This window comes from Nostoc sp. (assembly GCF_036919615.1).
In the GTDB taxonomy this organism is placed as follows: domain Bacteria; phylum Cyanobacteriota; class Cyanobacteriia; order Cyanobacteriales; family Nostocaceae; genus Nostoc.
On record NZ_JBALCN010000064.1, the window covers coordinates 1 to 25,158 of the forward strand.

Here is a 25,158-nt window from a genome sequence, read left to right on the forward strand (position 1 = left end):
GATTGAATATGCTGCCATTTCTTAATAATCTTCTTTTTTACATCTTTTAAGTTTATGACTTTTGTGGCAGTTTTGATATCAAATTGCTGTAAATACAGCTTTGTGTAAAATCGTGGCGTTTTTAATCCAGGGGAACGCATTAACTATTGCAGCCGACGCATTGGCATTGTATGGGGACGCATTAACATTGCAGCCGACGCATTGGCATTGTATGGGGATGCATTAACAATGCGGCTGACGCATTGACATTGTATGGGGACGCATTAACAATGCGACCGACGCATTGGCATTGTATGGGGACGCATTAACAATGCGGCCGACGCATTGACATTACAAGGTATTGTGAAATTTAATTTGCTACGAATTAATAAAATGTTGTATTAAGATTAATCAAGCTGCGGGTATATGAAAGACTGGCTGATAACAATCTTGCTCGAATAATTGGGAGATTAATAAAAATGTCTGCACTTAAACTGCCTAACGGCCCCCAAACTCACCCTTGGGTACAGACGTATCAGTGGCTTACTAATCCCTTAGAATACATGGAAGCCTGTGCCAAACGCTATGGTGATATCTTCACACTCCGGATTGGCCCAGTTTTTACGCCTCAAGTGTTCATTAGTAATCCTCAGGCGATTCAGCAGATTTTTATTACAGATCCAAAACACTTAGACTCAGGTGCAGCAGCAGGTTCAGGAACGCCTTTATTGGGGCCAAATTCTCTACTATCCTTAGAAGGAAAACGTCACCAGCGCCAGCGTAAGTTGCTGACACCTCCTCTACATGGGGAAAGAATGCAGGCTTATGGTGATTTAATCTGTGAGATCACCAAGCAAGTAACTAGCCAGTGGCCAGTCGGGGAAACCTTTACAGTCTTGCCATCCATGCAAAAAATCTCCTTTCAAGTGATTTTGAAGGCTGTATTTGGTTTAAAGGACGGACTTCGTTATGAAAAACTCAAAGAAATTCTGATTGCTATCCTGAATCCAAAAAGACCTATTTTCCGGGCAATACTGCTGCTGTTCCCATTATTACGACAGGATTTAGGACCTCGCAGTCCTTGGGGAACTTTTCTTCGTTTGCGGCAGGAAATGGATGATCTCATCTATACTGAAATTCAAGAGAGGCGATCGCTTGCAGACCAGTCTCAAAGTGATATTCTATCTTTAATGATGGCGGCTCGTGATGAAGCAGGTGAGCCGATGACAGACTTGGAATTACGTGATGAGTTGATGACTTTGTTGATTGCAGGTCATGAAACTACGGCTAGTTCTTTGGCATGGGCGCTGTACTGGATTCATCATCAGCCTGAAATACGTGAAAAACTGGTGCAAGAACTGGATAGCCTGGGTGACAACAAAGACCCGAACGCCATTTTCCGATTACCTTATTTGAATGCTGTTTGTTCAGAAACAATGCGCCTGTATCCGGTGGGGATGTTGGGATTAAATCGATTGGTTAAATCACCTTTAGAAATTGCAGGCTACAAATTTGACCCTGGTACTATATTGGTTCCTTGTATTTATTTGAGCCATCATCGAGAAGATTTATACCCCAATTCAAAGCAGTTTAAGCCAGATCGGTTTCTAGAACGACAATTTACTTCAGCTGAATTTTTGCCCTTTGGTGGTGGTAATCGTCGCTGTATTGGCATGGCATTTGCCCTGTTTGAGATGAAACTGGTATTGGCAACTATACTATCTAGTTGGCAAATGAAACTAGCTGATACAAAGCCAGTACAGCCAGTTCGGAAAAGCGTCCTATTAGTACCAGGCAGTGGTGTACCAATGGTGGTAATTGGAAAGCATCAGCAAAATCAGCGAGTTCTTGAGACTAACTCAGTGTAGAAAGTCTCAGAATCAGGTGGGAGCGATGCTTCGCTTCCCCCTTGATTTACCTGCTAATTACTGAAGTTTCAAGAACTTATCTAAAGCTAATACCATACTGGGCGGCCAACGCCGGATATTTGTTACCCAGTTGATGTCCTTATAACGGCTATCCAGTCCGTAAGCTGCTACCCAGTTACTTTCGGCTTCGCCTTGTTCTCCATTTACCCAGTAGGCAGCTGTGAGAGCGGCACGCATATCGGCAAACCTGGGATATTTACGGACAATATTCCGCATTTCCCGGATTGCTTGGTCTTTTTCACCAGTTTCATAAAGAGCGAGAGCGTAGTTAGCACGGGCGAAGGCAAAATTTGGAGCTATCTCATTAGATTTTTTGTAATCAGCGATCGCCGAATCCCATTTCCCTAAACCGGCTGTGGCATTACCGCGATTATTATACGCCATCGCATCCTGAGGATCGAGTTCTAGGACATGATTATAATCTGCGATCGCCGAATCCCATTTTCCCAAACCTTCCAATGCCGCACCCCGATTCAAATATGGATCGGTGACATTCGGCGCTAGTTCTATAGCTTTGTTATAATCTGCCAGCGCCTCTTGTAATTTGTTCTGACTCACCCGCGAATTTCCTCGGTTACTCCACGCCCCCGCATTGGTAGGAAATTGCTCAATAATCTTTGTCCAGTAAGTTTCAGCCGTGGCAAAATCACCGTTATTTGTCGCTATAAAAGCCTGATTTGCCCACTCATCCCCTTGTTTTAACTGTTCTTGAGTAATAGGCGGTTGAGATTGTGCCATAACTGGAGTACCCCAGCCAAACACAAGTAACAGACTGAGAATAATACCAATAAACTTAATCATCTGGATTTACCTGTGTCTATCTTAAACATGGGGAATGGGGAGTAAGAATTTTAGATTTCAGATTTTGGATTTTAGATTAAATTTCAATCTAAAATCATCAATCTAAAATCCAAAATTGAATTGTCCAATGCCTAATTTCCCATAATTACAATAATGACAACTGTTCATTAGGCGGCGTGAATCCCAAATGTTTATATGCTGCCTTTGTCGCCATCCTGCCACGATGAGTCCGAGTTAAATACCCAATCTGCATGAGGTAAGGTTCATACACCTCTTCAATTGTTTGAGTATCTTCACCCGTTGCTGCTGCCATTGTTTCCAACCCCACTGGCCCGCCGTTAAATTGTTCAATTATCACACTCAGCATTTGGCGGTCTGTCCAATCTAAACCGCAAGGATCTACTTGAAACAGTTGCAATGCCTCTGATGCAACGCTTTCATTAATCTCACCAGAAATTTTTACCTCTGCATAATCACGGACTCGCTTAAGTAATCTATTAGCAATACGTGGCGTTCCACGTGAACGACGGGCAATTTCTGTGGCACCATCTTCTGTAACGGGGGTTTTGAGTAATTGAGCGGTTCGCAGTACAATTTGAGTCAGCTCGTCAACTTCGTAAAATCGGAGTTTTTGAATCAAACCGAAGCGATCGCGCAGTGGTGAAGTTAAAGCACCCACACGCGTTGTAGCTCCCACTAGGGTAAACTTTGACAGTGGCAAACTTCTGATCCGAGCGCTCGAACCCTTACCAATAGTAATATCTAAGCGATAATCTTCCATAGCCGGATAAAGAATTTCCTCCGTCATCCGCGAGAGGCGATGAATTTCATCCACAAATAAGATATCCCCTGGTTTCATGTTCACCAGTAGCCCGACAATATCCCGTGGACGTTCTAGGGCTGGTGCACTGGTAATTTTGTAATTTACTCCCATTTCTGATGCTAAAATCATTGCCATTGTGGTTTTGCCCAATCCCGGCGGTCCATAAAGTAACAGGTGATCTAACACCTCACCACGAGACTTGGCTGCTTTGATGGCAATATCGAGCACATCCTTTAAATCTTTTTGCCCAATGTAATCGGCAAATCGGTGTGGCCTAATACCTTCTTCTTGCTGTTCTTGTTCATCAATAGCAGCTTCAGGTTGCAAAATATTGTCTGTGGAAGGTGTCCTCGCCGACTCTCGACGCTGCTTTGGTTCTCCGTTGGGTTCTGGAGGCTGTTTTTTTGAGGAGATTATCGCCATAATTCAGCTATCTACTTTTAATGGACTAGGGACAGGGGGAGGCACGGGGAGGCAGGGGGAAAAAGAATAACCAATACTTCGGCAACTCTTCTCTAGCGAGAGGCTGCGCCAAGGAGACGCTCTTGCGTTCGCTCAGTACAAGTGCCCCATGCCCCATTACCCATTTTCGTGAAAATTTTAGTTTGGGAATACCCGCGCCAATTTAAAATTTAAATTCCGGTCAATTACCCAGAAGTACAAAAGTTATTATGTTATCTAAAAGAATCTTACCGTGCTTAGATGTGAAGGCGGGACGGGTTGTAAAAGGAGTTAACTTTATCAATCTCCAAGATGCAGGCGATCCGGTAGAGCTGGCCAAGGTTTACAACCAAGCCGGTGCTGATGAGTTAGTATTTCTGGATATTACAGCCACTCATGAAGACCGAGCTACTATTTTAGATGTGGTCTACCGAACTGCTGAACAGGTCTTTATTCCATTGACTGTGGGTGGAGGCATTCAATCCTTAGAAAATATTAAAGCTTTGTTACGAGCGGGCGCAGATAAGGTTAGTATTAATTCTACGGCGGTGCGTGATCCAGACTTAATTAATCGGGCAAGCGATCGCTTTGGTAATCAGTGCATAGTTGTTGCTATTGATGCCAGACGCAGAAAAAACCCGGAGAATCCAGGTTGGGATGTGTATGTGCGGGGTGGTAGGGAAAATACAGGCTTAGATGCCCTATTGTGGGCACAAGAAGTTGAAAAACGGGGAGCCGGAGAACTCCTAGTCACAAGTATGGATGCTGATGGAACCCAAGCTGGGTATGACATCGAGATTACACGGGCAATTGCCGATGCTGTAGAAATTCCAGTCATTGCTTCTGGTGGTGCGGGTAATTGTGAACATATTTACACTGCCCTAACTGAAGGCAAAGCTGAAGCAGCATTACTGGCATCCCTATTACATTACGGTCAATTAAGCGTAGCAGAAATCAAAAATTATTTGCGCGATCGCAACGTGCCAGTAAGAACATTCTTTTAAATGACTATTTAGCATTTAATGACATCTATCTTAGGCTAGACACACTTCCCTGAAAGGGTGTTAATATTATTTTACAAGTATTAACAAATATTAAAAATATGTTGCTTCCTATTTTACTTTTTGATGTAGCCCTAGTGGCGTGGTCGCTGCACTTAATGGAAAGAGCCTACGAGAGTAAAGAATTTTCGCTAATGTTGGCAGGTACATTGGTTGCTCTTGCTGCTGCTGCCATGTTAGTAGTTTACTTTTTGATGGGGCACTGTATGACCTATTTGTTGCAAGTGTCGTTGTGAGTGCTGAGTGGTTGAGGAGATATTTAAAATTTATTTTCCACAAAAAGCTTGACAAAGTACCAGTAATCAAGCGATTATATGTAATTGATTATATGGGGTTATAGCGCAGTTGGTAGCGCACCTCAATGGCATTGAGGGGGTCAGCGGTTCGAATCCGCTTAGCTCCATTCTTAACACCCTAATCTTCTCTGTTAATAGAGAGGGTTGGGGAAATTTTTTAGAGGGTTTTAAATGCTTGTCTACCTAGCCAGTCTCGAAAGTTGGAATGATAGAGGCTGTAATGGGTTTTTGAGGTGATTCATTGTTGCTGTAAGAACTCTAGCCAATTTTCTAGCACTTCTTCGACTTCTCTTCAACTTCATACTCATCAGTATCAATGATTTGTGCGATTGCTTCCACTGGTATTGCTTTTTACTGCTGGATTAAGACATTTAATACATCTATCCTCTGTTCGGGTGGAATCATTTTGTCTAAATGCTGCTGATAATATGCTTCTAAACCAGGCGGAAGTTGATTGTACTGGAAAGGTTCCGGGTAGAAATTTTCTGCCTTAGCGTTGGTGTAGCCTCTGGTAGAGAAGGTATCGCACTTATTACCTGACTATAGTTGCGGGTAATGGATAGCCTAAAAAGAGAGAGGAATGGAAGCGATCTCAGAGTGCATTCGATAATAACAGCGCGTCTAATATGCACAAAAATTGCTGAGAGAGTTGACCTGGGGAACATCCGAGAGTGAAGATAAAAGGGTTAGATATCTTGTCAAAGTACTAAGCACATCTGATGTCGCCTAATTTCCTTTGATTTCCCAGTTTTGGGTAAAAACAGAGGGTAGGGGCAATACTTAATATAATGCGGCAAAAAACTTAAAAAAGTACGCACGGACTGCTTAGACGTGCGGCAGTCGCGACAACTCTTAAGCTGCGCGGTCTTCTTACATTGGGAGAGGCTAGCGCCTTCTCTACCAGAGGCTATGCCAACGCGGAGCGTCTCGTAGAGAAGGGGGTTCCACGCCACTTGCTTCACTTGGGGAGACCCCAAGACCGCAGTCGCTCCCCATGAGCGACTGCCGTGGGAATCCCCCTCTGGGTGATGCTCGTTCGTCGCTAACACTGCGCCCCTTGGGCGTATCGTCGGCGCAGCCTCTCCAAGAGTTGAGAAGACAGCCAGTCGCCTACTGCGCCAAACCCGCCGCAGAGCGCTGGACTCACCGCAACACGCTGCCAAACCTTGCCGCAGAGGGTTAAATATGCCGTCTTACCCCGATGAAGCGTCAAGAAATAGGCGATTAAATCAAATTTTAAGCGATTTAATCATATATTTTGTAGCAGATACTTGTGGAAAAGCAAATGCTAGGTGTAAATGTTGTTATGAAAGTTGGCGATCGCGTCCGTGTTAAAGATTCGGTAGTAGTCTATCATCATCCTGAACATCGGAATCAGGCTTTTGACATTAAAGGCACAGAAGGTGAAGTTACAGGTATTGCCACCCAATGGCAAGGCAGACCCGTAAGCGCTAATCTACCGATTTTAGTTAAGTTTAGTAAAAAGTTTAAAGCCCATTTACGTGAAAATGAGTTAGAAGCCATCTAAATGACTCATCGGCGGCGAAACCACTGGAAAATATTCAGTTCGCCGCGCATTCTTTTAAGCTCTTGGCGGTGCTGTTCTGCTGTTGCATAATACCATTCACAATAATGCTGAAACTCTGACCGTGACCGAACTTCGTGGTAGAACTGGTGGGTTGTTTGGTAAGCGGCAAATGCTTCCTCAACTTGGGGTTGAGGGGATGGCATAATATAGGGTAAGTTTTTAGACATAATGTTAATTGAGTTAGGAGTTAGGAGTCATTCAATTTTGGATTTTAGATTTTAGATTTTAGATTTTAGATTTTAGATTTTTCTTCAATCCCTTCGGCTTGGTGCAGTCACTCATGGGGAAACCCCCTTCTCTACGAAACGCTCCGCGTTGGCGTAGCCTCTGGTAGAGAAGGCGCTAGCCTCTCACGAATGGCAGAAGACCGCGCTGTTTCACCAAAATCCAAGTTGCGCTGTCAGCGCACCAAAGGTGCGACTCAAAATCTAAAATTGACAAAGTTTGGAGTTTGGAATTCAGGCAATTACTACATTTCATCATTAATAATTAATAACTCATAACTTTATTAGAGCCAACCGCGTAAGCGATAAACTAAAGAACCAATGTACTCTTTTAAAGCGCTGGTAAATTGGTGCAAGTTGTCGGTATCAGGTAATAAATTCAGTATAGCGGCTTTGGGAGTGCTGCCGAGTTCTTGCAACTCACCCTCACTCACAAGAAAGTCAGTCGGTGCAGGGATAGCATTAATTCCTTGACGTTGGAAAATCTGAAGCGATCGCGGCATATGCATTGCTGAAGTAACTAATAATACTTGATGGATGCCACGAGATGACAAAATTTTTCGGACATTCACTGCATTTTGATAAGTATTCAGAGAGTCAGGTTCTTGGACAATCGCCTTAAATGGAATACCAATAGATGTGAGTATTGTTGCCATATCTGCCGACTCTGGTGAACCACTTCCACGCCAATCAATCCGGCCTCCACTAAGAATGATTATAGGCGCTCTTTTTTGGCGATATAGTTGTGCAGCATAAATCACGCGATCGCCTGATTCACTCAAATCGACGGTAGGTCTTGGGGGAAAGGCTGATTTGGTTGCGCCACCCAAAACCACAATCGCTTCTGTAACTGGTATTTGGGCGGATGGAAGATTTTGCCATTCCAGCGATCGCACTAATGATTTAGCAATCCAAGCATTACTACAAAATAGCAGTAAAGTTAGGGCAAAGGCAATTGCGATCGCCGCAGTGCGCGGTCGTTTCCACAAAGTCACTAATGCTACTACCAAGCTCACGCAGGCTAATCCTAGTGGATAAAAAAATAGTGGCAGTAATTTGGATAGATATAAAAACATATTATTGAGGCATGGGGAATAAGAAAGAAGTAGGGAGCAGGGGGCAAGGGGGAGAATAATAATTATCTCTTTCTCCTCTGCTCCCTGCTAAGAGCCCCTCTGCCTCTTCTCAATGCCCAATGCCCAAATTACTACTTTTTTTCCCAAAACCTGAAATTGAAACTACTCCCAGCAGCGCGACGGTAACGGCGGGCGGTTTTTCGTGTTTGCCGTTTGTTGATCCTCTCGTTCGTTGGTTCAACTTCACTCTCTTCTGACTCTTCAACTTGCAACTGAGTTCTAGTTGTTTCCTTACTTCCCCACCAAGCAGTAATCCAGCCTCCAGCTAAAGCGCCGATTCCACCTAGCAAAATACTCATAGGTGCTGGATATCCCAAATATACAAAGCCAAGCATGAAAAATAACCAGTATTTCAGTCCTGTATCGACGCCATCAGAGGAGGCTACAGTTGGAGCCTGGGTACTATTATTGGTTACATTTGTGATCCAGCTTAAGATGAAACCCCCCATTATACCTAAGAAGATGCCTAAGGCTGGTGCGGAGCCGGTCATTATTAATATAAATGTTAAAAATGCCCCAAATAACAGTTGAGAAAAGAAGCTGGGAGAAATACTGAAAAAGTCGTTCTTTTTGTCTGCCATAGGGTAAAAAAAGCTATTCAGAAATTACTGCTTTTAATTGTGCCTGTTGTGGTTGAGTTGTATCCCAAATCTTTACGTAGGATTGTTCTTCTTCGGTGAAAGGTTCAGCCTGTTTAATTTGTGAGGCTAATAAATCAGCGGTGGCATCAGCGATATCACCAGTGCGATTGTTCAAACGCTCTTTTAGAACTTCAAGGGGTGCTGTGCATTGGATAATCTGAAAGGGAAGTTGGTGCTTTGTAGCTTGAGCGATCGCTTCTTGCCGTAACTGCTGTCGATCATACTTCGCATCCAAAATCACCGAAAAACCTTGTTTAGCCAGGATAATTCCCAATGACAACAGCCGTGTGTAAGTTTTCTCGGTCATCTCAGGTGTATACAAATCATCGCCACCTTTTTCCCACAGGGGAATTCCCCTTAAGTGTTTCCGCACCGCATCTGAACGAAGGTGAATCGCTCCCAGTTGACGGGCTAAATACCTTGCTGTGGTACTTTTACCAGAACCCGACAACCCCGACATCAAAATTAGTTGTCCCAGCTTTGGTTTAGTGTAATCCCAAGCCTGTTTGTAATAGTCAGCGGCGGTTTTTGTCGCTTCTTCCTTTACCGTCACGGGTACACTCGGATCGTCTAGCAAAAATGAAGTTACCTTTGCCCGGACATAAGCCTGACGACTTAAATACAAAGGTAGCACCTGTAAGCCTTCCCAGTCTCCAGTTTGCTCTATGTAGGCATTCAAAAACGCATTACCCAAGTCTTTGCGCTGCCGCGCTTCCAAATCCATCACCGTGAACGCCACATCATACATGACATCGACAAAGCGAAACGGCTCATTAAACTCAATGCAATCGAACAGCAAGATTTTATCGTGCCAGAGGGCAATATTTCTTAGGTGTAAATCCCCGTGACATTCACGAATATAATTGTTATGAATTCTGCTAGTGAATAATTCTGGACGTTCTGCAAAAAAGTTATCTGTATATTGCTTTGTTTCTGTAAATTGCGCCTGAGTCTGGGGACCATCAATATACTTCTCAGTTTGTTGATAATTCTCATCAAATGCAGCCCGAACTTTTGGCACTTCACCAAAAGTGCGAATGTAATCATTCGTCTGTGCTTCGGCATGATATTGAGCCACCACTCGTCCCAACTCATTTAAGCGTGTCTCATTCAATTTACCCTGTTCAAAAAGTATACTTAATAGCGACTCTTGAGGAAACTGGCGCATCTTCAGCACGTATTCTACAGCCTCGACCGTTCCCCCTAACTGGTATTCCTCCCCTACCTGAGTTATGGGCAAAACTTCTAAATACAGTTCACCGGCACCCCGTTGATTTAACCGTAACTCTTCCTGACAAAAATGCTGCCGCTTATCTAAGGTAGAAAAGTCCAAAAAGCCAAAATTCACCGGTTTTTTCAGCTTATAGGCGTAATCTCCAGTTAACAGCACATAAGAAATGTGGGTTTGAATTAATTGAATCGGTTCTGTTACTGCATGGGGATAAAATCCAGGCTGCAACATTTGCTGAATTAAGACTGGAAGAGTCGCTTCTGTCATCTCTTTCCTCTGCGCTCTGGGCGCCTCTGCGGTTCAAATACAAAAAAACCAGGAGTTCCCCCCTGGTATCATCAAAAATTATTACACACTTTACGTAGCTTCAGAGGCTGTTTCACCCTCTGACTCGGCCTCATCCTCAGCAGCAGCGCTGATTTGCGGCTGTGAAACGCTAACTACGACTTGTTCGGTATCACCAAGCACTGTGACACCTTCAGGCAAGACTAGCTCGTGAATACGTAAGCTATCTCCGATTTGCAGGTTAGAGACATCAATTTCAATTATTTCAGGGATGTTTTCCGGCGCACAGCTCACTTGCAACTCAGTGATAACAGTGTCTAAAAAACCACCATCTTGTTTAACACCAATAGCATTTCCCAGAAAACGCAGTGGTACTTCTACAGTCATGTCGCCGTGGCCTGCAACTGCAAAAAAGCTGAGGTGGTAAGGCGTACCTTTTGCTGGATGCATCTGAAGTTCCCGTAGCAGGGCTTTACCGCGCCAAGGTATATCAGTAATGTTTAAATCAATCAAGGTGTTGTTGACTGAAGCCCTTTTGAGCAAGCGCTCAACAGTTTTGGCATTAATAGTCAAAGAAATCGACTCTGTACCCTTATGACCGTATAAATTGGCAGGTATCAATCCAGAACGGCGTAAAGCTCTTGGCTTGCTGCCTTCTGGACGTTTTTGAGATTCGACTGTAATAGCCATAGAAGTTGTTAGTTGTTAATTAGGGTTAGGAGAGACGCGATTAATCGCGTCTGTACAAGGGTTAGGAGAGACGCGATTAATCGCGTCTGTACAGGAGTTAGGAGTTAATGACTTACTCTTCACTTTTAACTGTTAACTCCTCACTCTTAACTTTGAACTAAGCACTTAGCAAGGTAGCAGGTGTGCCGTCGGGGTGCAATAAAGCGCGTTTGGGCCCGTGGATGGGGTCTTCTACGATTATGGTTTGATCGCGGCTTGCTCCTAGTGAGACGATCGCGATCGGGACTTCCATTAATTCAGCTAAGAATTTTAGATAGTCCAGTGCTTGCTGTGGCAAGTCTTCTAGGGTGCGGCAATGAGTTGTTGACACTTGCCATCCTGGTAAGGTTTTGTAGATGGGGCGACATCTGGCAAATTTACGGGAACTGGTGGGGAAGTGTTCGGTGCGATCGCCATCTATGTCATAGGCAACACAAACTTGGATTGACTCTAATTCATCGAGGACATCCAGTTTGGTGAGCGCCATACAATCCATACCGTTAATCCGCACAGCATACCGACCGATCACAGCATCAAACCAGCCACAGCGCCGTTTGCGTCCGGTGGTTGTACCAAATTCGGCACCGCGATCGCACAATAATTCTCCCAACTCTCCATCCAATTCCGTGGGAAATGGCCCTTCTCCCACACGGGTTGTATAGGCTTTCGACACCCCAATTACCCGGTCAATCATTGTCGGCCCTACCCCTGTACCAACGCAAGCCCCCCCTGCTACAGGGTTAGAGGAGGTGACATAGGGATAAGTTCCGTGATCTAGGTCTAGGAGCGTACCTTGTGCGCCTTCAAACAAAATATTGCGCCGTCGCCCAATCGCATCGGATATTTTCAACGATGTATCAACAACGTAAGGTCGCAAGCGTTCTGCATATTCCAAATACTGTTCAATCACCTCTTGTGCATCTAGAGGCGGTAAGTTGTAAAGCTTTTCTAAAATGATGTTTTTATAATTAATCGTCCACTCCAACTTCTCACGTAGCCCATCGGGGTCCATCAAGTCTAAAACCCGAATGCCTGTACGTTCAGATTTGTCAGCATAAGTCGGCCCAATGCCCCGACCTGTTGTACCGATCTTATGGCTTCCCCGTCGTTCTTCCGATGCCTGGTCAATCAACCGATGATAAGGCATCGTTACGTGGGCTGTCTCAGATATCAGCAGGTGGTCAATGGAAATATTTAATTCTTTTAGTTGGTCGATTTCTGCGATCAAAATCTGTGGATCGATCACTGTTCCACAGCCGATAATGCAATCGGTATTTGGATACAAAATACCAGAGGGAATCAAATGCAGCTTGAAGGTCTGACCTTTAACTACAATCGTGTGTCCAGCATTCACACCCCCTTGGTAACGTACCACAACATCTGCTGAACGGCTGAGTAAGTCAGTTATTTTACCTTTTCCTTCATCGCCCCATTGGGCACCTATGACAATGACGTTAGCCAAGAGCTTATATAAGAAGTAAAGTTTCCACAAACTATAATTATTAACATATTGCTTGAATCATGTCAAGCTGATTTTGTTTTAGAGTTAATGTCCCCATCTGATAGTTTAAGCGAGACACAAGCCAAGATGGGCGAATATATGGATGCAAAAGTGCGACTTGGTTGGCTAATTGATCGAAAAACATGTGGCGTCGAAATTTATAGACAAGGACAACCAAAAGAAGTATTAGAGTCCCCCACTACCTTGTCTGGAGAAGATATATTACCTGGTTTTGTTTTGGATTTACGGATGACTGTGGGGTTAATTACAATTTCAAACAAGAGACGTTGCATTGCAATTATAAATGCTATGCATAGGCAAATTCTCTGAACCAAACTGGATTAACTATACTATTGTTAAAAATGAATTTATATTAAAAATTAGCGGATTTATTTGTGAGCATTATGTATAAATTATTATCCCGATAAATCCAGATATTTACAACTATAACAGATTGTATTTTGTTACCCGTGATTTCAAAAACTTTAAAATATTCTCAGTATTTGTTTTTAATCTTTAATCTTAACTGATGGAGGTTATCTGCGGCAGAAAGGGCGATCGCATGATCAAAAAATGGTATCAAGTCCAAGATCTGAAAATAATATTTATCCTAGCATTGGCAGTTGTATTTACTAATGCTATAGCCTCCTATGGCAACACTGTTAAGCTGATTCACAATCAGCAATGGATGACATATTCATATGATGTTATTACCCGACTTGAAAGTATCCAATCTTCACTCAAAGATACTGAAACTGCACAACGTAATTACCTAATTACAGCAGATGCAGATGATCTACAAATCTATCTTGCAGCTGATCAACAAACTAATAGCAATATTCAGATTCTCAGCAAGCTAACTGCTGATAACCATCAAAAGCAGCAATGGATTTCTTTGCTGGAGCTGAAAATTACCAACAGACTCAACATCCTGCAACAAGAAATTTACCTAAGACAAAACCAGGGATTAGAAACAGTTCGGCAACAAATCTTATCTGATAAAAACAAGCAAATCGGCAAAGAGATTCAACAGCTGATTCACGACTCTTTAGAGGTGGAGCAAAATTTATTACAGCAGCGAATGCAGGAGTCGCAAGTAAGTTCCCAAAAGGCGATAGTCACATTTTTTATTGCTGCTATTGTGGATTTAGTGGTAGTGGCGCTGTTGTATGACTTGTTGTGGCGTTATATCAGGCAACTTCAGCAGACAGAACTGGCCCGACGCCAAAGCGAAAATCGTTTACGAGCCATGATAGATGCAGAACCAGAATGCATCAAGTTAATTGCCAGGGATGGCACCCTTTTAGAAATTAATACCTATGGGCTGGCAATGATGGAAGCGGAAAGTGCTGATATCTTGATTGGTAAACCAATTGATGCCGTAATTGTGCCAGAGTATAGAGCAGCGTTTGCCGATTTTCATGAAAGTGTTTGCCAGGGTAACAAGGGGACTCTGAAGTTTGAAATCGTTGGATTTCAAGGCACCCTCCGCTACATAGAAACTTATGCCGTACCACTGCGTAACGAATTAGATGGCACGTTCATCCATTTGGCACTGACGCGAGATATAACCCAGCAAAAACAGGCAGAACAGAAAATCCGTGAACAAGCTGCGTTGCTGGATGTATCAACTGACGCGATTCTGGTGCGAAATATCCACAATGAAATATTATTTTGGAATAAAGGTACTGAACGTCTGTACGGTTGGAAGGCTGAGGAAGTTGTGGGTAAGAATGTTTTGCAACTTTTGAATAAAGACATTTCACCACAGCTAGAAGATGCTTACTTGAGGGTGATGAATATAGGTGAGTGGCGGGGTGAATTGCATCAACTTACAAGGGAAGGTAAAGTAATTATCGTTGAAAGTCGGTGGACACTGATCCGAGATGATAATGGACAACCCAAATCCATTTTGAGTGTGAACACCGAAATTACACACTACAAACAACTGGAAGCTCAACTTCTGCGATCGCAACGTTTGGAGAGTATCGGCACTTTAGCTAGTGGTATCATCCATGACCTCAACAATATACTATCCCCAATTTTAATGTCAGTTCAACTCTTGCAGAAGAAATTGCCTGATTCGCAAAGTCAGCAAATACTGCAAACTTTAGAAAATAATGTTAAACGTGGCGCTAATTTGCTCAAGCAGGTGTTATCTTTTGGACGGGGCATCGAAGGTAAACAGACAATTCTCCAAATTCAGCCATTGATGGCAGAAATTGAGCAAATTATTGCTCAAACATTCCCCAATTCCATCATCTGCCAAATAGATATTCCTAAAAATCTGTGGTACGTCTGTGGAGACACAACTCAACTACATCAGGTGCTGATAAATTTAGTAGTCAACGCCCGCGACGCTATGCCTAATGGCGGTATCTTGAGGATTGCAGCGGAAAATGTGGTGATTGGTGAACATTCTACCCAGATAAATATTGATGCTAAAGTGGGTTCTTATATTGCGATCGTGGTAACAGATACTGGTATGGGGATGTCGTCGTCAGTCCAGGAACAGATTTTTGAACCATTTTTCACCACTAAAGAGGTAGGCAAAGGTACAGGTTTAGGACTTTCTACGGCGTTGGGCATCATTAAGAATCACGGTGGTTTTGTCAATGTTTACAGTCAGGTAGGCAGAGGGACTCAATTTACAGTTTACTTACCTGCCTCAACATCCAAAGACACACATTCGCTGTCTCAAGAACTGGAATCAATTACAGGAGATGGCTAATTTATTTTGACGGTGAAAGTTTTACATAAAAATTTGTATACAAGTCTTCATGTAGAGATGTAATTTAAGGTGATATTGCAGTTGGATTAACAGCAATAATTTCTGAGTAACGGGCAAAATCAGTAATGTTAAATGTAAGGATATGGGTTAACCCATGCATCAGCATTGCTGCAACCAGTCGCGCATCGTGTACGTTGACTCCCCTAATTCCATAGGCAATTACCAGCCTTTCCCATTCCTGATAAATTGCTTCAGTATCTAGCAACAATGGAAATAACACCTTTAAACGGTTAACTTCTACCTGTGTTTCTGCTACACTACGCCCTAAGCCATTTCGCTCGGTTGGGCGTGTGTAGACGTTCCAAAATTCAATCAAGTTTTGCGGTACAATGTGGAATTGTTCGCCGCGATCGCGTAACGTCCTGATAGCATTAACGGCATTCGGGTTCATTGGATGGCTAAGGTCTACACTCCTCAATAGGACATTAGTATCTACGAGGTAAAGCACTTAACCTCGTTCTCCATAAATACTTGAGCGGCTAATGGCTTCATCAGAAAGCAGCGGCAGGTTAAGTTCTCGGTGGCTCTCCACCCACTCAGTAAATGCTGCCACCCACTCTTCGGGGGTTGCAGTTTCATAGAAAGGTCGTTCTATTGATGGTTGCACCAGCTGCTCAAGCATGGTGTTCAAATGAGGTTTAATCTCCGATGGAGTACGGTTTGAAATCTTCGCCAACAAACGGATAATTATTTCAATATCCTGACTATGGGCTTGTTCTAAATCACTCACAACAGATTTTGATTGACTGTTCATAGCTGAAACATTATCTAATTAAAGTTAATTGCTTATTTTTCAGCTTAAAGTATTTTAATTAAATCAACTTTTTTGACCTAACCACAAGTGAGTTTAAATGTGAGGAAAATTAAATTACTGAGTTTGATATTAATTAGTTTGACAATGGCGTTATGGTTTAATTTGCGTTCCTCAACACTGTCAATACCGACTGTTGCATCTTCACCACCAAAAACTATCCGCTACTTCGAGCGCACTTTGCCTCAAAGCATAGCTCATATCCTGTTAATTCCAGCTAATAGCGGATTTTTGGTAACTCCTGCACTATCACAGAAGGTAGCCACTGTAGAGGAATTTGCCCAGAAGCATCGAGCCGTAGCTATCTTGAACGCAGGCTTTTTTGACCCAGCCAACCAAAAATCTACATCATATATTGTCCTACAAGGGAAGGTGGTAGCTGACCCTAAGCAAAACGAGCGGCTGGTGAATAATCCCAATTTAAAACCTTACCTTAGTCAAATATTCAATCGCACAGAATTCCGTCGCTACTTATGTGGGCAAACTATCCGCTATTCGATTGCTCTACACAGTCAGTCACCACCAGCAGGTTGTCAGTTAGTCCATGCCATAGGTGCAGGTCCACGCCTATTACCAGAACTTACGTTAGTAAAAGAGGGCTTTGTGGATAATGCCAATAAACGAGATGCACTTGGCAGCAACCAACCCAATGCTAGAACTGCCGTGGGTATCACCCGTGATGGCAGTGTTGTTTTAGTTATGGTAGCTCAAAAACCCTTGGCTCCTGCTAACTCTGGGATATCCTTGCCAGTATTAGCTGATTTTATGAAAACTCTTGGTGCTGATCAAGCGATGAATCTGGATGGCGGGAGTTCGTCTTCACTTTATTACAATGGCAAAACCTTTTACGGGAAGGTTGATTTGGAGGGAAATCCTATCAAGCGTCCCGTGAAGTCAGTTTTGCTGGTTCAGGAAAACTAGTATTAAACGCTATCTGAGGGAGCAAATCTTTACTTTCCTCTTACCGCCGACTGCGAAAACCCTGTCTTCCATTAACTTGGTCAAAGAAGACATCGTATTTATCAAAAAATGCGATGCCAGTATTTACAAATATAGGAAGTTCTGCTTTTGGCGAGATACTCAAATTCCAGCGATTAAATCCGTCGCGGGTTCCTGGTGTCAGGCTGTAATCAAAAATGCCATTCATTGCTAGTTTCAGAGAATTTCCTGAACCTAATACTCCTGGTTTGAGTTTACCTGCTGTGGAAGCTGATTTGAATTCAGTCCAACCATTAATAGTTCCGGTATCAGTGATCATTTTGCCATTACAAATATTTTTAGCAGAACTCCCAGCAATAGTTAAACAAACTTTGCTCAGTTGAGAGTCCCATCTGTTACCGGGTACACCATTAATTTCGCTTTGTTTACTCCAAGCAGCCATTTTGAAACCTGCTTGATTATTGGCAGTCAAACCGAGAATTAAACTGCCATTGTTGTTACTACCACCATTTCCAATCACAATAAATCCATTACTCAGATTGCCTGGTAATTTTCTCAACGGATTATAGGGAAGTGACTTTTCAAAATAGTTGACACCGACAATACCAGAAAATGGTAGACCATTCTTTGCTGAACAATTAGGCTTTTGGGCAGTACATTGGCGACCAGTAACAATCTGTATCGGAACAGGTTCTGCGGTGGGAAGCAAACCAAACCGGACATTAGTATAAACTAATTCTCCCTCCAGGATAGTACCATCACTTAATACCTCCTTAATATTTTGTCCCGTTCTGCGGATTGGAGCATTACCTAAAAACTCTTTGGGAACTCGCAGCCCTGCTGAACCTGTATCTAATAAGATACGCTTTGGTTGACCACCTGCGATCGCCATTTCCAGAAAATAGCCGCGAACACGTTGACCGAGGGAAGGTTTTGGATATAAAGGTAGGGATATGGTATCAAAAGTTGGCTTGCGGGGTGTATTTTGAGAGATGTCGCGCAACGCTGGGTTTGGGAAAAGAGCCGCAAATGCTGACTGGCGTTGTGCTACTGGTTCAGATGCGATATCCCAAAGGCTTTCGTAGTAGAAAAAGCCGATACCTAAACCGCGTTGTTGCACTGCTTGCACCTGGGATTGAATTTGTGATATGGAAACTGGACGATTTCGTAACCCCGCCATAATACCGATACCAGTTGGGATGACTTGTTGGGTTTCTAAAATTTCTGGGCGGGTAATTTGAGCGATAAAACTTTCCAAATCATTACGGTACACTTGCATGATTAACTCATCGACAATACCCAACCGTACCCAGTTGAGCCAGTCTTGCAGTTGCAGCTTGTAGGCGAAATCATAATAATTAGGAGCAACTGAAAAGATAGCATTCGGTTTTCGCGCTTTCACGGTTTGCTGGAGGTCTACCATGAATGCCGTGATTTTATCTGCCCGCCATTTTATCCATGCTTGGGCTTGGGGATTAGGTGGAGGAGGCTTGCCTGTTTCTTGAGTATATAGACTAATTGTGTACTTATCGTAACCAAAATCCCCAGGTAAACTCGTATTATCGTCAAATTGAACGCCATCAGCATCGTATTGAGTAATGACTTCCATCACGAGTTCGGTGAAAAACTTTTGCACTTCCGGGTGAAATGGATTCAACCACGCTACTTCACCCGCAGCACTAATTGAAGTTTGAGTCCCATCCGGCTTTTGTGTCAGCCAATCTGGATGCTGGGATGCGAGTTCCGAACTTAGGGGAACCATGAAACCAAATTCAAACCAGGGTATTGCTAGTAGCCCTTCTCTGTGGGCTTGGCTGATAATGTCTGCAATCACATCTTGTCCATCTGTTCCCTTGAAGAAGAAGGGGATACCCATTTTTTGCATGATGGCACTGGGGTATTGTGTATAACCATCGTTCCACACGATCGGATAAACAGTGTTAAAGTTTAACTGCCGCAGTTGGCTCATAGCTGCTTGCACCTTTGAGCGATTTCGGAAAATGTTAAAATCGTTACCACTCAGCCACACCCCCCGAATTTCTTGACGAGGTTGAGGGGGTAGTTGGGCAACGGTAGGGGCAAAGCTGTTGAGTAGCAATACCGCAACAAACGATACCAGACATAATAATGGTAGCAAACGCTTCCTTAAAAGCCACCAACCTTGACTAATCAAAGGCGATGTTTGGCGACAAGCCCTTCGGGTTCGCAGTCGCCTGTGGAGGGAAAACGCCAGATGCTTCAACGGGGGGAACCCCCGCAACGCACTGGCTCCCCTCCCGCAGTGCTGTCTCACTGCAACTCTACCAGACGCTTTACGTAGCTTACTCCTATATTGAAGTAAGCGTCTACGCACGGGGTTAAATAGTAAGTTAATTAAAGTAGCATTAATTTCTATGCTTTTTTCCCAAAACTGAGTTGTCATTACTGCTGCTTACTAAATGAGGTTAATTAGTTATATTTCATTCCATATCAACGTTAAATTGCTACACCAGGAAAACTGATACAGTAATTTAGCTGCAAGATATAGCTGTTTTCAATTGCATGGAATACAGACCTAACCCCCAACCCCAACCCTTGTAGCGTTGGGGAGTAAGCCTCAAAGCCTCTCTCCTTTTAGAAGAGAGGAATGGAAGTGAGGTCAAGTGTATTGCATCAAAACCAGAAGCGCTATAGTTGACGCAGTTATAGGGTTAATGGTGCCAAATAGAAATGTTTCAAATGTAACCTGTAATAAATTATCGTTGCTCTCTAAAACTTGAGCAAAGTTAAACCCTATAAAGATAATCAGAAAAATCAAGCTCAACCAGCAGGTAACTTTCAAATAGTGGTTTCCAGAAATCAACACGTTTATTATCTGTTGCCCTAACTAGACTACATGGTTAGCATTTTGTCAAGATAATTTAGATGCGTTCTTCCTGGCTTAAGCCCCTGTTTAACGGTAGTAGGCAAACTGACGCCACAGTTACTAGTTTGGGCTACGCCTACGCCTGGTAGATTTTTGGCATAGCACCATTCTTCCTATTTAAATTAAGTCACAATGATAATAGGCAATCATAGAGGGTAGTATTATGTTTCGTTTAACTCAAACTGTTCGGAACTTGTTCCTTCGTTTTCAAGGCTTGTTTGGTGTTTTATTCCAAAGTATTTCCGATTTTGTCAGAAATATATTTGGTTTTTTTGCCAAGCTTTTCGGATTTACGAGTTCTGGTTATTTCTTGGAATCTGATCAGGTGCAAAGCATAAAGCAAGCTTCTGCAAAAGAGCCAATTGAAACGAATCAGGATAACACTCCTAAAATTCCCGCCACTAACCGCCGTCGTCCTAATGCCAAACTTGACGACTACTACCTCAACATGGCTCGTGATGTGAAAAAGAACTAATAAAAGCCTTATCTATTGGAGGGTGATCTTAGCAATGCGTAGACGCTTCTTCGGCTTGTCGTTAGACATTGCCTATTGTGGAAGCTTTGCACCATCACACTTCCAATTTTTCCTGTCCGAATTTTATATATTCTCTATGAAACTAAGCACAATTCTAGTTACTTTGTGCCTGGCTTTTGGATTTATTGGTGGCGCATAAGCATAGTATCAGTTTGTTCAAAAATTGCTGTAGCCTGCACTGATGTAGTGTGAGGGCATTTTTCCGGAAAATCATCCAGCCACAATTAACGGATTTGGATGTGCGTAGGCTAACAAAAACCGCAGACATCGCACCTTTAATCAGATTAGAGCCAGTTTGAGGCTGGACAAGAGTTAGAGAGATTTTTGAGATTGAATGTTTTCTTGATTTTTAACCTACCAAATCAACTACCAAATCAACTAAGGCGTTTGACCGGAAGCGGACTATGGATGAAACTGAGCAACCGCGATAATTCTCAGAGGTGAAGACTGATAGTGTAATATTAGCTTCACCGGGATCTAAAATGCGTTTTACCTTGCAGGTTTGCATTTTGTTGTTGCAGTAAGCAATGATGCGATCGCCAGCCTTGACTTCCAACGCTTGAATTTTCAATTAATACCAACCTTGCCAAGAATTTGCTTAGTTAAAGGAAAAATATATTGCTATACTTCACCTGCTCAACAATAGCAATGTTTTTTTAGTGTAACACAAAAATTAGTGCCATTAATGCTATCAATTTAATCTTGATAATGTCAAGTTGATTTATACTCAAAATACTATTAAATACTGAATTTTCCGAAAATAAGGATACAATATCAACTTTCGCGCAGCATCTAGGTCGCAGCCTCTGTTGAAAAATCCAGATGGTAAGAAACCTCTGCTCCAACTTCTCTGGAGCTAACGGAACATCTTTGCTCTAAATTTTTTCGAGTAGAGATTTTTTATTCCGATGTTTTTGTTACAATTAATGAAAATTTTACTTAAAAATACCATTATGGCTTTATATGCAGAATTACATAGGCACCTGGGTGGCTCCGTCGTACCGCGAGTTTTATGGCGATATTTCGAGCGACATTCTTCGGAGTTGATTTCCCGCTTTGCTGACTATTCAGAATTTGAAGATTTTTATACCCGCCCACGTAACACTCTAGATGAGTATCTAGAATTACACACCCTGGTAGAAAGTGTCCAAACTGTGGAGACTTTGCCTTACTTTATCTATCGCTTGGTGCGCGGTGCTTACATTTTTGAAAATTTGGCTTATCTGGAACTGCGCTACACTCCCTATTTACGGACACCTGAGCATCTGAATCAATCACAGAGAATTGACAAGATGGCAGAAATCGTGCAAGTAGTAGGACTTGCTAGCAACCAGCCAGAATATCCGATTGTTACTAGCCAAATTCTCTGTATGCACACGCGCCTACCCTATGAGGTGAACAAGACGATTGTTGATTTGGCGGCGCAAAATAAGCAGTATATCTGTGCAGTAGATGTAGCGGGAGGTGATAGCTATTATGCCGATCGCTTAGAAGAATGGATTAGCTTATATGATTATGCGCGATCGCTAGGTGTTAACACCACTGGACATCTATATGAAACCACCGCCGGTTGTTACCCAGAACTGTTACCCTATTTGATGCGAATCGGTCACGGCATCCAAATTCCCCTACTGTATCCAGAGCTACTTAATGATGTGGCTCAACGCGGACAATGTTTGGAGGTTTGTCCAACAACTTACCTGAAAACTGGTACTTTGCAAGATATACGTCAACTCAAATTAGTTTTTGACCGTTGTTTTGATGCTGGGGTCGATATCGCTATTTGTACTGATAATGCTGGGTTGCACAATATGCGTCTGCCATTTGAGTATGAGAATCTCTTGACTTACGACATTATTAATTTTGAACAACTACAAGCTTGTCAGGATGCAGCTTTCCGTCATGCTTTTGCATGGCCTTACAGTCAACGCCCTGCATCCCTACTAAATGGGTTGCTCAAACCTGAACCACCTAAAGTTTTAGCAATGAGAGACACTAATTAACCACCCAGAGGGAAGGGGTGTGGGGAGTGTGGGGAGTGTGGGGGGTGTGGGGAGTTAGTTGAGTAACCAATCATCTGGATGGGTGCTCATCTTGACTAACCCACTAAGGACTTGATTGTAAGTTCCGTAGAGTTATCTTCCTTGTTCGACCGTGAGATACTGACATTTCACGGCAAACTTTAACCAAACTTGAGTTTCTGCTGCCTCTGCTTGTCTGCGACACGCTTTGCGAACACAATCATTCAGTTTTGCGACAAAAGCAGCTTTATATCTCCGTTTTCTCCAAGCTTCTGCCAGATTAGCACAGACTGAGCCAGAGGAGCGACGAATTTGGTCGGTTAATGAATATTTTTCTTCAACTGGGAACTTTTTAGAATGTTCAAAAATTTGCATCGCTGTCTCAAATGCCAATTGATAAACGGCTAAATCCTCATAAGTTCTAAAATACTTTTTTTCTTTTTCTTCCATCTTCTTTAATTTCGACCGCTCTCCTTCCCATATTTGCACACTCCCCACACCCCCCACACTCCCCATTGTTCCCAGAAGCTATAAACTATAATTTATGGCATCTACTATTCAAGCTCTACCAACAGAAGTCGTATATCTCATCACAGCTGGTGAGGTAATCGACTCTTTAGCTTCTGTGGTGCGGGAATTAATAGAAAATTCCCTAGACGCAGGTGCAACGCGAATTGTGGTTTCTCTATGGCCGCAGCAATGGCGAATACGTGTGGCAGACAATGGTTATGGAATGAACCTAGATGACTTGCAACAAGCAGCCACAGCCCACAGCACTAGTAAAATTCGCTCTAGTGCCGATTTATGGAAAATTAACAGTTTAGGTTTTCGTGGTGAAGCATTGCACAGTTTGACGACTCTGGCAGATTTGGAAATTTTGAGTCGTCCTGTGGGTGGAAAATTAGGATGGCAGATTATTTATGGTGATGGCGGGAAAGTTGTGCAAGTTGAAGTAACTGCGATCGCACCTGGTACAGTAGTTACAGTTTCCAATCTTTTCGGTAATTGCTCATCTCGTCGTCAGGGATTACCCACAGCAGCACAGCAAATGAAAGCTGTGCAAGCCACAATTCAACAAATCGCCCTATGTCATCCCCACGTCACCTGGCAGATTTGGCAAAATGATCGTCAATGGTTCACCATCTGTCCTGCTGCGACAACTGGGCAACTGCTACCGCAGATTTTACCCCAGGTGAGACAAGGTGATTTGCAAGAAGTGAAACTCAAACTCCCCAACCCGCCAAACTCTTGTACAGACGCGATTAATCGCGTCTGTGCCCACTCCTCACTAAACTTAGTGGTAGGATTACCCGATCGCACTCATCGTCATCGTCCAGATTGGGTACGTGTAGCCATCAACGGACGGATGGTTAAGACACCGGAACTAGAGCAAACGATATTATCAGCATTTCACAGAACATTACCACGCGATCGCTATCCAATTTGTTTTTTACATCTTGCCATTTCTCCTGATCAAATTAACTGGAATCGCAATCCAGCAAAAACAGAAATTTACCTCAACGAAATCATTTATTGGCAAGAGCAAATTACCCAAGCAATTAACCAAGCACTCAGCATCTCTTCTAGCAATCTCAAAGAAGCTGTTCACACAACACGAGTTAGTAAATTACTTAAAGCCGCAGAAGCCAAAGGCAGCTACAATTTCAATCCTAACGAAAATCACAAAACTCCTAACTCCTGTACAGACGCGATTAATCGCGTTTCTACTCCTAACTCTTTAAAGGCTGTCGCTCAAGTTAGCAATACTTATATTGTGGCGGAACATCCAGGTGGTATGTGGTTGGTGGAACAGCACATCGCCCATGAGCGAGTTTTGTACGAGCAATTGTGTGATAATTGGCAACTAGTTTCCGTCGAACCGGCAATCATTCTTTATCAATTGTCACCAGCGCAAGTATCGCAACTGCAACGCATCGGTTTAGAAATAGAACCCTTTGGCGAACAACTTTGGGCAGTCCGTAACATCCCTGCACCTTTACAGCAGCGAGACGACTGTGCAGAAGCAATTTTAGAACTTAGTTGGGGAGGCGACTTACAAACAGCCCAAGTAGCTGTCGCCTGTCGCAGTGCCATTCGTAATGGTACACCCATGAATCAACAAGAAATGCAGACACTTTTAGATAATTGGCAACGCACTCGCAACCCTCGCACCTGTCCCCACGGACGCCCAATTTATCTCTCCTTAGAAGAATCAGCTTTAGCCCGGTTTTTCCGGCGTAATTGGGTAATCGGTAAAAGTCATGGAATTTGATATTTTTGGTAAGATATTTTTACTCAATCTAATTTTTGCTGTAGATTGCCAAATTATTTGTCCGCGTTGACAAATTAATGTCCATATTGACAGATAAATGTCCGCGTCAACAAATTAGTGTTCATTAGACCTCTTGCAAAAGTCGCTTAAGAAGATTCGGTTTCGGAGAGATGAAGCTCGTAATTGTAGAGAGCAGCAATCAGATTAAACCTCAAACCAA

General features: G+C 43.0%; 22 protein-coding genes, 1 tRNA gene and 2 pseudogenes. 12 read left to right on the forward strand and 13 right to left on the reverse strand.

Annotation, left to right across the window (positions count from 1 at the left end; all coding sequences use genetic code 11):
• Positions 1–458 precede the first annotated feature (458 nt).
• Positions 459–1,847, forward strand: a complete 1,389-nt coding sequence (locus V7K48_RS19095) for a cytochrome P450 (protein ID WP_335074807.1) — start codon at positions 459–461, stop codon at positions 1,845–1,847.
• 57 nt (positions 1,848–1,904) lie between these two features.
• On the opposite strand, the gene V7K48_RS19100 is transcribed toward V7K48_RS19095, so the two are convergent.
• Complete coding sequence (locus V7K48_RS19100; protein ID WP_335074808.1) at positions 1,905–2,708, reverse strand: tetratricopeptide repeat protein; 804 nt, start codon at positions 2,706–2,708, stop codon at positions 1,905–1,907.
• A 145-nt stretch (positions 2,709–2,853) separates the two neighbouring features.
• On the reverse strand, positions 2,854–3,954 hold the full coding sequence (gene ruvB / locus V7K48_RS19105) for a Holliday junction branch migration DNA helicase RuvB (protein ID WP_334969067.1): 1,101 nt from the start codon (positions 3,952–3,954) through the stop codon (positions 2,854–2,856).
• Positions 3,955–4,202: 248 nt separating this feature from the next.
• On the opposite strand from ruvB, the gene hisF reads away from it, so the two are divergent.
• The 5 genes from hisF (at position 4,203) to V7K48_RS19130 (ending at position 6,857) form a co-directional block, all read left to right on the forward strand.
• Complete coding sequence (gene hisF / locus V7K48_RS19110) at positions 4,203–4,976, forward strand: imidazole glycerol phosphate synthase subunit HisF (protein ID WP_335074809.1); 774 nt, start codon at positions 4,203–4,205, stop codon at positions 4,974–4,976.
• A 98-nt stretch (positions 4,977–5,074) separates the two neighbouring features.
• A complete protein-coding gene (locus V7K48_RS19115) occupies positions 5,075–5,269 on the forward strand; it encodes a hypothetical protein (protein ID WP_100901219.1) in 195 nt (64 codons plus the stop codon).
• Positions 5,270–5,363: 94 nt separating this feature from the next.
• Positions 5,364–5,436: transfer RNA gene (locus V7K48_RS19120), tRNA-Ala, on the forward strand.
• 887 nt (positions 5,437–6,323) lie between these two features.
• The gene (locus V7K48_RS19125; RefSeq protein WP_335074810.1) at positions 6,324–6,512 is read left to right on the forward strand and encodes a hypothetical protein; all 189 of its coding nucleotides are present in this window, start codon (positions 6,324–6,326) and stop codon (positions 6,510–6,512) included.
• 123 nt (positions 6,513–6,635) lie between these two features.
• Entirely contained in the window at positions 6,636–6,857 is a 222-nt protein-coding gene (locus V7K48_RS19130) for a ferredoxin-thioredoxin reductase variable chain (protein WP_442945029.1), read from the forward strand.
• Between the two features lie 5 nt (positions 6,858–6,862).
• Here the strand turns inward: V7K48_RS19130 and V7K48_RS19135 are convergent, their stop codons facing one another.
• The 6 genes from V7K48_RS19135 to V7K48_RS19160 all read right to left on the reverse strand — a co-directional run bounded on the left by V7K48_RS19135 (position 6,863) and on the right by V7K48_RS19160 (position 12,625).
• Positions 6,863–7,084 (reverse strand): hypothetical protein, encoded by a 222-nt coding sequence (locus V7K48_RS19135; protein WP_335074811.1) that lies wholly within the window; start codon positions 7,082–7,084, stop codon positions 6,863–6,865.
• A 341-nt stretch (positions 7,085–7,425) separates the two neighbouring features.
• A complete protein-coding gene (locus V7K48_RS19140; protein WP_335074812.1) occupies positions 7,426–8,217 on the reverse strand; it encodes a YdcF family protein in 792 nt (263 codons plus the stop codon).
• Positions 8,218–8,348: 131 nt separating this feature from the next.
• Positions 8,349–8,858: a hypothetical protein gene (locus V7K48_RS19145; RefSeq protein WP_335074813.1), complete on the reverse strand. Its 510-nt coding sequence runs from the start codon at positions 8,856–8,858 to the stop codon at positions 8,349–8,351.
• Positions 8,859–8,871: 13 nt separating this feature from the next.
• Positions 8,872–10,416, reverse strand: a complete 1,545-nt coding sequence (locus V7K48_RS19150; protein WP_335074814.1) for a bifunctional aminoglycoside phosphotransferase/ATP-binding protein — start codon at positions 10,414–10,416, stop codon at positions 8,872–8,874.
• 90 nt (positions 10,417–10,506) lie between these two features.
• The gene (locus V7K48_RS19155; protein ID WP_335074815.1) at positions 10,507–11,124 is read right to left on the reverse strand and encodes a 50S ribosomal protein L25/general stress protein Ctc; all 618 of its coding nucleotides are present in this window, start codon (positions 11,122–11,124) and stop codon (positions 10,507–10,509) included.
• Positions 11,125–11,281: 157 nt separating this feature from the next.
• Positions 11,282–12,625, reverse strand: a complete 1,344-nt coding sequence (locus tag V7K48_RS19160; protein ID WP_335074816.1) for an adenylosuccinate synthase — start codon at positions 12,623–12,625, stop codon at positions 11,282–11,284.
• A 69-nt stretch (positions 12,626–12,694) separates the two neighbouring features.
• Between V7K48_RS19160 and V7K48_RS19165 the strand changes: the two are divergent.
• Both V7K48_RS19165 and V7K48_RS19170 read left to right on the forward strand, forming a co-directional pair.
• A pseudogene (locus V7K48_RS19165) lies at positions 12,695–12,913 on the forward strand (Uma2 family endonuclease); the annotation flags it as partial.
• Positions 12,914–13,193: 280 nt separating this feature from the next.
• On the forward strand, positions 13,194–15,395 hold the full coding sequence (locus tag V7K48_RS19170; RefSeq protein WP_335074817.1) for a PAS domain S-box protein: 2,202 nt from the start codon (positions 13,194–13,196) through the stop codon (positions 15,393–15,395).
• 64 nt (positions 15,396–15,459) lie between these two features.
• Here V7K48_RS19170 and V7K48_RS19175 read toward each other — a convergent pair whose 3' ends face one another.
• Together V7K48_RS19175 and V7K48_RS19180 are read right to left on the reverse strand one after the other, a co-directional pair.
• On the reverse strand, positions 15,460–15,903 hold the full coding sequence (locus V7K48_RS19175) for a type II toxin-antitoxin system VapC family toxin (protein WP_335074818.1): 444 nt from the start codon (positions 15,901–15,903) through the stop codon (positions 15,460–15,462).
• Positions 15,904–16,209, reverse strand: coding sequence for a hypothetical protein (locus tag V7K48_RS19180; protein WP_335074819.1), 306 nt, complete (start codon positions 16,207–16,209; stop codon positions 15,904–15,906).
• Between the two features lie 144 nt (positions 16,210–16,353).
• Between V7K48_RS19180 and V7K48_RS19185 the strand changes: the two genes are divergently transcribed.
• Positions 16,354–17,187 carry a phosphodiester glycosidase family protein gene (locus V7K48_RS19185; protein WP_335074821.1) on the forward strand — a complete coding sequence of 278 codons (834 nt, stop codon included), beginning with the start codon at positions 16,354–16,356 and terminating at the stop codon, positions 17,185–17,187.
• Positions 17,188–17,227: 40 nt separating this feature from the next.
• Here the strand turns inward: V7K48_RS19185 and V7K48_RS19190 are convergent, their stop codons facing one another.
• The gene (locus V7K48_RS19190; RefSeq protein ID WP_335074822.1) at positions 17,228–19,627 is read right to left on the reverse strand and encodes a glycoside hydrolase family 10 protein; all 2,400 of its coding nucleotides are present in this window, start codon (positions 19,625–19,627) and stop codon (positions 17,228–17,230) included.
• Between the two features lie 646 nt (positions 19,628–20,273).
• Here V7K48_RS19190 and V7K48_RS19195 point away from each other — a divergent pair.
• Positions 20,274–20,585, forward strand: coding sequence for a threonine dehydratase (locus tag V7K48_RS19195; protein WP_335074823.1), 312 nt, complete (start codon positions 20,274–20,276; stop codon positions 20,583–20,585).
• Positions 20,586–20,994: 409 nt separating this feature from the next.
• On the opposite strand, the gene V7K48_RS19200 is transcribed toward V7K48_RS19195, so the two are convergent.
• Positions 20,995–21,216 carry a hypothetical protein gene (locus V7K48_RS19200; RefSeq protein ID WP_335074824.1) on the reverse strand — a complete coding sequence of 74 codons (222 nt, stop codon included), beginning with the start codon at positions 21,214–21,216 and terminating at the stop codon, positions 20,995–20,997.
• A 382-nt stretch (positions 21,217–21,598) separates the two neighbouring features.
• Between V7K48_RS19200 and V7K48_RS19205 the strand changes: the two genes are divergently transcribed.
• On the forward strand, positions 21,599–22,648 hold the full coding sequence (locus V7K48_RS19205; protein WP_335074825.1) for an adenosine deaminase: 1,050 nt from the start codon (positions 21,599–21,601) through the stop codon (positions 22,646–22,648).
• Positions 22,649–22,702: 54 nt separating this feature from the next.
• Here V7K48_RS19205 and V7K48_RS19210 read toward each other — a convergent pair.
• Positions 22,703–23,116 (reverse strand): annotated as a pseudogene (locus tag V7K48_RS19210) (four helix bundle protein).
• A 94-nt stretch (positions 23,117–23,210) separates the two neighbouring features.
• On the opposite strand from V7K48_RS19210, the gene mutL reads away from it, so the two are divergent.
• Positions 23,211–24,938 carry a DNA mismatch repair endonuclease MutL gene (gene mutL / locus V7K48_RS19215; RefSeq protein ID WP_335074826.1) on the forward strand — a complete coding sequence of 576 codons (1,728 nt, stop codon included), beginning with the start codon at positions 23,211–23,213 and terminating at the stop codon, positions 24,936–24,938.
• The last annotated feature ends 220 nt before the right edge of the window (positions 24,939–25,158 follow it).

Coding starts and splice junctions, on each gene's coding strand:
- V7K48_RS19095 (WP_335074807.1), top strand. CDS start 459: ATGTCTGCACTTAAACTGCCTAACGGCCCCCAAACTCACCCTTGGGTA.
- V7K48_RS19100 (WP_335074808.1), bottom strand. CDS start 2,708: ATGATTAAGTTTATTGGTATTATTCTCAGTCTGTTACTTGTGTTTGGC.
- ruvB (WP_334969067.1), bottom strand. CDS start 3,954: ATGGCGATAATCTCCTCAAAAAAACAGCCTCCAGAACCCAACGGAGAA.
- hisF (WP_335074809.1), top strand. CDS start 4,203: ATGTTATCTAAAAGAATCTTACCGTGCTTAGATGTGAAGGCGGGACGG.
- V7K48_RS19115 (WP_100901219.1), top strand. CDS start 5,075: ATGTTGCTTCCTATTTTACTTTTTGATGTAGCCCTAGTGGCGTGGTCG.
- V7K48_RS19125 (WP_335074810.1), top strand. CDS start 6,324: ATGAGCGACTGCCGTGGGAATCCCCCTCTGGGTGATGCTCGTTCGTCG.
- V7K48_RS19130 (WP_442945029.1), top strand. CDS start 6,636: ATGAAAGTTGGCGATCGCGTCCGTGTTAAAGATTCGGTAGTAGTCTAT.
- V7K48_RS19135 (WP_335074811.1), bottom strand. CDS start 7,084: ATGTCTAAAAACTTACCCTATATTATGCCATCCCCTCAACCCCAAGTT.
- V7K48_RS19140 (WP_335074812.1), bottom strand. CDS start 8,217: ATGTTTTTATATCTATCCAAATTACTGCCACTATTTTTTTATCCACTA.
- V7K48_RS19145 (WP_335074813.1), bottom strand. CDS start 8,858: ATGGCAGACAAAAAGAACGACTTTTTCAGTATTTCTCCCAGCTTCTTT.
- V7K48_RS19150 (WP_335074814.1), bottom strand. CDS start 10,416: ATGACAGAAGCGACTCTTCCAGTCTTAATTCAGCAAATGTTGCAGCCT.
- V7K48_RS19155 (WP_335074815.1), bottom strand. CDS start 11,124: ATGGCTATTACAGTCGAATCTCAAAAACGTCCAGAAGGCAGCAAGCCA.
- V7K48_RS19170 (WP_335074817.1), top strand. CDS start 13,194: ATGGAGGTTATCTGCGGCAGAAAGGGCGATCGCATGATCAAAAAATGG.
- V7K48_RS19180 (WP_335074819.1), bottom strand. CDS start 16,209: ATGAACAGTCAATCAAAATCTGTTGTGAGTGATTTAGAACAAGCCCAT.
- V7K48_RS19185 (WP_335074821.1), top strand. CDS start 16,354: ATGGCGTTATGGTTTAATTTGCGTTCCTCAACACTGTCAATACCGACT.
- V7K48_RS19190 (WP_335074822.1), bottom strand. CDS start 19,627: ATGACAACTCAGTTTTGGGAAAAAAGCATAGAAATTAATGCTACTTTA.
- V7K48_RS19195 (WP_335074823.1), top strand. CDS start 20,274: ATGTTTCGTTTAACTCAAACTGTTCGGAACTTGTTCCTTCGTTTTCAA.
- V7K48_RS19205 (WP_335074825.1), top strand. CDS start 21,599: ATGGCTTTATATGCAGAATTACATAGGCACCTGGGTGGCTCCGTCGTA.
- mutL (WP_335074826.1), top strand. CDS start 23,211: ATGGCATCTACTATTCAAGCTCTACCAACAGAAGTCGTATATCTCATC.